Annotated in this window: 5 protein-coding genes and 1 pseudogene; 1 reads left to right on the top strand and 5 read right to left on the bottom strand. The window is 45.0% G+C overall.

What is annotated here, in order from left to right; all coding sequences use genetic code 11:
- Nucleotides 1–242, bottom strand: a pseudogene (locus tag G3R49_RS19835) (cystathionine beta-synthase); the annotation flags it as partial.
- 193 nt (nucleotides 243–435) lie between these two features.
- Here G3R49_RS19835 and G3R49_RS19830 point away from each other — a divergent pair.
- Nucleotides 436–1,362: a helix-turn-helix transcriptional regulator gene (locus G3R49_RS19830; protein ID WP_167870824.1), complete on the top strand. Its 927-nt coding sequence runs from the start codon at nucleotides 436–438 to the stop codon at nucleotides 1,360–1,362.
- Nucleotides 1,363–1,561: 199 nt separating this feature from the next.
- Here G3R49_RS19830 and G3R49_RS19825 read toward each other — a convergent pair whose 3' ends face one another.
- The 4 genes from G3R49_RS19825 to G3R49_RS19810 all read right to left on the bottom strand — a co-directional run.
- Complete coding sequence (locus G3R49_RS19825) at nucleotides 1,562–2,248, bottom strand: molecular chaperone (protein ID WP_130600439.1); 687 nt, start codon at nucleotides 2,246–2,248, stop codon at nucleotides 1,562–1,564.
- Between the two features lie 48 nt (nucleotides 2,249–2,296).
- A complete protein-coding gene (locus G3R49_RS19820; RefSeq protein ID WP_130600441.1) occupies nucleotides 2,297–2,965 on the bottom strand; it encodes a DMSO/selenate family reductase complex B subunit in 669 nt (222 codons plus the stop codon).
- Nucleotides 2,966–2,976: 11 nt separating this feature from the next.
- Complete coding sequence (locus G3R49_RS19815) at nucleotides 2,977–5,490, bottom strand: DMSO/selenate family reductase complex A subunit (protein WP_130600443.1); 2,514 nt, start codon at nucleotides 5,488–5,490, stop codon at nucleotides 2,977–2,979.
- Between the two features lie 32 nt (nucleotides 5,491–5,522).
- The coding region (locus G3R49_RS19810) for an MtrB/PioB family outer membrane beta-barrel protein (protein ID WP_167870823.1) at nucleotides 5,523–5,888 on the bottom strand (366 nt) is incomplete at its 5' end.

Genomic DNA, 5,888 nt, shown 5'->3' with positions numbered 1-5,888 from the left:
TTGCTGTTATTGATTTGACCGTGGACACCATCAAAGATGGCGGTCACTGTGTCGTTTTTCTTGTGACACATGAGGCAGGAGTCTGCCCCTTTAGAGGAATATTTACCTTCGCTGAACTTTTGTTCGAGCTTAGTTTCAAGTTGCTCGCTTGTTAAATTTTGCCAAGGAGTGGCTAGGGTGTGGCTACTCCAAAAACAAAATATGGCGACCGTTGCTATAACAAGATGACTGCGTGCGTCCATAGCATTTTCTACCTTGGTATTGGTTAATAATTGTTTGCGTTATTGAACTATTTACATTGTATGTATGTTATTTAAAACGTCATGCTGATTCGTTTGCTTAAAAAAGCATTAATTGAAGTCGATCACAAATGGCTTGGATTTACATATCAAAATAAACACAGATCTTCTTATAGTTGTTGGTGGGAGGAGAAATATGATTAAGTTTCAGGTTAGGCCAGCACTAACAACAAAAAGTATGTTGGATTTTTGTCAGGCTAAAGGTATTTCTGTGCCTGATGAATATGCCGTTTTTAAAGGTTTGCTTGATTTTGATTTAACAAATGCAAGTTCGCCAATTAGGTTGTTAGAGTATTTGTCTCAGCATGAAGGTGTAGATTTGTTATTTATTGAACAGCTGTTTTGTTATTCAGCTGGTCAGTGGCTAATTCATATGGAGCCTATATTGTCGCAGTCGTGTGATAAGTCGATAGCGAATCAAATTTATGACTTCTTTATTAACATGGTGGGGGTGAGAACTAACCTAGATTGGCGTCTGCAAGAAGATGAAAATCAGCTTAGGTTTATTGTTAATCCTGCATATGGATCGGTTTACGAAGAGTTGGTTTTGTATCATTTCTTTGCTGCTTTGCTAGCTAGGATTGATGTTAGTTATGATGAAGTAGAAATAAAGTTTGCTAAGGATATAGCTAGTTACAGTCAGTATAATTTGTTGCCTTATTGTAATTTTGATAATGGCAGGTTTGAGTTGGTTGTGGCTAAAGAGTCTGCAGGTAAAATGATTAATCCATTATTTTTAAATAGAATTATGTCGGATTATGACTTACTTATTGCCGCGTGTAATATGATCCCTGTATCTGAATTAAATGTGACTTCTTTATCTTTTATTTTAAGTATGTCAAAGCGAACATTGACAAAATATTGTGAAGAGATGGGTATTTCTCTGAAAACGCTGATTAATCATGTTAAGTATAAGCGGGCGAGAAGGTTGTTAGTGATCAATGACGGCAATGTTAAAGCCACTGCTTGTGATTGTGGATATACCGACCAAGGTAGAATAAGTAAAATATTTAGCCAGATATCAGGCCAATCGCCAAGTGAATATTATAAAGAACAGCAATAATTCTCATTTAAATGAATCGCTAGTTGTATAAAGATAAATTTAACGCATCGATTTAGGGCTAATAACTCCCCATATTTGACTTGCTGAGCTAATTCAGTATCGCGATGGATAAAACATTGCAACTGTAAGAAAAGTCTACTTTTCTATTGCTGCTTAGTGGACTGAATTAGACTCATAACTGGGTGCTGGTAATTATAGGTTAGCGAAATAGACGTTGGCTAACAGGTACCACGTTTAGGGCGCTTGCTAGCACTTGTTCAAAGTCTGTAGCTAACATAGCGATGGCGCGATAAAAGTCGGTTTGCGCATGTTGCTGGGCAAGCTCGTGGCAACGACCCGACCAGGTAAGCAGATGCTGTTGCAGTAAAATGCACAAGGTGCGCTCAGCTGCATGACTGTCGTTTTCGCTGTCATTTTCACTGCCGCTTTGTGTCTGTGGCGTCAATAACACCTCAAGTAGTTGATCAATCACGGCATAGAATAATGCGATATGATCAACAGGTTGCTGGTGCTTCAACTCGAAACTCACGCCTTGCTGCTTGTAAAAATCCATCAGCTTAATGGTGGAGTCGTCGTTTAAAATACCTTGCTCACCTAAATACACTGAGCCCCATGGCATGGCTTTAGGTTCACCAGGCCCAAAATACAACTGACCATAGTCGAGCTTAGTTTGGTTAAGTTGCTCAGGCGTCCAACTTGCCAAGTATGCTTCTAGCAATAGTTTTCCGGTTTTGTTGTGCTGGTTGCTGGTTAAATCAGGCCATTGCTGGGCGATTTGATGTTCGATTAAATACTCAATACTTTCTTGAGTTGGGTAGTCGATTAGCAGGTTATGCAGTAAACGGGAGATTGCTTGGAGTTCGAGTAAGGTTTGTTGGTTGCTCATGATGCACCTTTAAAAACGTGGCGCCTCAGGCGAGGCGCCATAGTTGCTTTACACTTCAGCGAAGTTTAGTACTTGGCCTTGGCGTCCAGAGTTTTTATTTGCTTTCACAATCAGGTTCGGTGATGTGATGCTCTCTGGCGGAAGCGGCGCAGCGTGGTTGTCACCGACTCCGTATTTTGCTTCAAGCTCTTCGCGAGTACCAAAGTCGATAGCGCGCATTGGGCAAGATTCAACACAGATAGGCTGCTTGCCTTCTTGTAGACGGTCAAAACAACCGTCACACTTGGTCATTACCTTGCGCTCAGTATCGAGCTGTGGCGCATCGTATGGGCACGCTTTAGCGCAGCTGCTACAGCCTACACATAACTCAGTGGCTACGTGCACTAGGCCATCTTCGCGACGTTTGTGCATTGCGCCTGTAGGGCATGCTTTGACACACACAGGCTCGCTACAGTGGTTACAACCAATTGAGGTGTAGTGGGTAAATACGTCTTGCTCAAACGTACCAGTATTTGGGTCTACGCTCCAAACACCGCCGCCATATTCGTACACACGACGCCAGTTAACGCCATTAAGTGCAGGAACGCCTTGCTCTTTTGGGTTGTTGCCTTTGCGAACGATGTCGCCTTGGCGATCTTTACAAGATACGTGACACGCTTTGCAACCAGTACATTTAGTGGTGTCAACATAGAAACAGTATTGTTTATTTTCGCTCATAGTGGACTCCATTAAACGATTGCGCGAATTTGAACACGGTTAGTGTGCTGTGGGTTACCTTTCGCCACAGGGCTAGGGGCATAGCGAGTTAGCGAGTTGATAGCGCCTCCCACGTCGATTACCTTGCCTGTCGTGCCTTTTCTGCCGTTTTCATCAGCTTGGTACCAAGCACCTTGACCTAGGGCAACAATGCCAGGCGCAACGCGTGGTGTTACACGAACCACAACTTCAATTGAGCCACGGTCGTTGTACATCTCAACCTTGCTACCTGAAGTTACGCCGTATTGTTGTGCGTCCATTGGGTTCATCCAAACCGCATCTTCAACCGCTTCACGCAGCCAAGGTACATTGTGGTAGCTTGAGTGAGTACGGCCTTTAGTGTGGTAACCCGCTAACTGCAGTGGGTATGCATCTTTGGTGTCTTCGTCTTCATAACCATCCCAAGTCACTGTGTACTGAGGGATAGCTGTGATGGTGTCACCTTTCCACTTGTTTTGCGTCCAGTTAGCCGCGCGCCATGCAAGCTCAGCTGAGTAGATCTCAATCTTGCCTGATGGAGTAGATAACGCTTGACCTTGGTTAACGTAGCTGTCCATAGCAACAAAGCGCTCATGCTTGTTGCGGCGGAAGAAACCAATTTCTTGTGCTTCTTTATAAGTTGCTGGGAATGCTGGTTCAACACCGGCATTTGATGCGCTATCGCGAGTCTGTTGGTATAGGTGCTCTAACCATTCTTCTTCAGTGCGACCTTCAGTAAACTCGTTACCTACGCCCATTTTTTCAGCAATAAGCGCTGCAACTTCGTACATCGACTTACAGTCCCAAATAGGCTCTACCGCTGCGCTCATGGCAGTGATGTAGTCTAGTGAACCTGAAGCGTATGAGTCGTTGACGAGATCGTTCGACTCTAACCATGTGGTATCTGGAATGATGATGTCGGCAAACTTGGCGCCTGGAGTCATCCAGCAATCACAAGATACGATTAGCTCAACGCCGCTTTCATCAGCCAGAATGTTGGCTGTGTGATTGATTTCAGCGTGTTGGTTCAATAGTGAGCTATCAGAAGCTGAGATGATCATCTTGATGTTAGTACCAAGTGGCGTGTCTAGGTCATCAGTACCTGTAATACCGTGGGTACGAGCAGTCATGTTCTCGCCGTTGTGGATTGCTTCACTCCAGGTAAAGAATGAAATGCGCTCTTTAACTGGGTTTGAACCAGAAGGAATACCGGCGCGGTACATGCTGGTCATTTTCGGAAGCTCACCATTTGATGAACCATCAACACCAATCTTACCGGCAAGTACGCTTAGCATGTAGATTGCGCGTACAGTTTGCTCACCGTTTGCCTGACGGTTAACACCAGCACCAGCAATGATGTAAGGTGCTTGTGAACCCATTAGGTCGTCTGCAATCTGTTTGATTTTAGTTGCAGAAATACCAGTGATCTTCGCTGCCCAATCCGGTGTGCGCGCACCCTGGTCGGCAAATGCATTAAGGCCCAAGATGTAGTCATGGTAGTTTTGCGCAGGGTCCATGTGCTGAGCGTATTCTTGCTCTTTCGCATCACTGCTAGCTGCGAATAGGTCTTTTTGAGCCTGGATAGAAGCTGCGTCGTAACCAACTGAGAACTTGTTGATAAAGTCGAGTGAGTTAGCGTCAACCCAACCTGAGCTGATCATTTGGTAAGCAATTGCTTCAGCTAATGCCGCGTCAGTACCAGGGCGGATAGGTAACCAGTCAGACTCTTTACCTAACATAGAGTCAGTGTAACGAGGGTCGATTAGGGTCACTTTCAAACCATTGCTACGTTGCAGTGCTTGCAGGTAGTCGTAACCTTCACCTGAACCAGATTGGCGGATCTCACTTGGGTTGTATGCAAAACCAAGTAGGTAGTCACTGCTGTCTAGTGTAACAGTCGATGAGCCTTTGGTTGAGCTGCTACCGTACATGTGCTTAGCAGCTTCTTGCTGCTGTGCCCAAGAGTAGTTACCGTAGTATTGCAGACAGCCACCAACGAGGTTGAATAAACGGTTGAAACAAGCATTTGATGCAAAACCGTAGTAAGCACCAGAACCATAGCTGCGGAAAAGCGCCTTGTTGCCGTGGGTGTCAATGATTGACTTCATTTTGCCAGCAATTGTGCTTGCAGCTTCGTCCCATGTAATAGGTACAAACTTACCTTCACCGCGCTTACCCACTCGTTTCATTGGGCTTTTTAAGCGATCTGGTGCATAAGTGCGCTGACGCAACGAGCGACCACGAGCACATGCACGTACCTGATGCATGCCGTATTCATCTTCAACTTCATGATCAGTTTCAACACGTGTGATAACACCATCACGGCTATACACGCGAACTGGACAGTTAGAGCCACAGTTAACCAAGCAAGCTGACCAGGTTAGGTCTTCTTTTACCGGTGGTTGCGGTGGGTTAACGTTTGGGTCATCAGAACTGGTTTTACAACCAGTTACGGTTGCAGCACAACCCAGTGCTGCACTGGCTTTTAAAAAGCTTCTACGTTCCATTTTTTATCCTCTCAAATCGTTACCGAAGTGCGTTAACGCAACTTGTAGGTAAACGACAGCATCACTTGGTGAGCGTTATAGTTGTGGTTGATATCGCCTAGGGTGATCATCCCCGGAATACCATTGATCTCTACATTGGCTGGGTCGGTATCGAAATAGCGTTCATAGCGGTAGCTCAGTTTTAGCGCCATCTCATCACTGATGGCGTAATTGGCATAGGCTGTCGCGCTGTGGTTATACGAGTAGTAGTCGCCGTAGTAGAGGCTTTGGCCATCTGTGGTTGTTGGATAAGTGTCACTTATCGAATTACTAAACAGATAGTCGATACCTAGGCTGAGCTTGTCCTGCATAAGGCCGGCATAGTTAAGTCCAGCACCCAGGTTGATAAATTGGTCTTC

The organism is Shewanella sp. WXL01, assembly GCF_012263345.1.
Taxonomy (GTDB): Bacteria; Pseudomonadota; Gammaproteobacteria; order Enterobacterales; family Shewanellaceae; genus Shewanella; species Shewanella maritima.
This window is presented reverse-complemented; position numbering and strand designations above follow the sequence as displayed.

Excerpts from the sequence above, each read along its gene's own strand:
- G3R49_RS19825 (WP_130600439.1), bottom strand. The coding sequence starts at position 2,248 with ATGAGCAACCAACAAACCTTACTCGAACTCCAAGCAATCTCCCGTTTA.
- G3R49_RS19820 (WP_130600441.1), bottom strand. The coding sequence starts at position 2,965 with ATGAGCGAAAATAAACAATACTGTTTCTATGTTGACACCACTAAATGT.
- G3R49_RS19815 (WP_130600443.1), bottom strand. The coding sequence starts at position 5,490 with ATGGAACGTAGAAGCTTTTTAAAAGCCAGTGCAGCACTGGGTTGTGCT.
- G3R49_RS19830 (WP_167870824.1), top strand. The coding sequence starts at position 436 with ATGATTAAGTTTCAGGTTAGGCCAGCACTAACAACAAAAAGTATGTTG.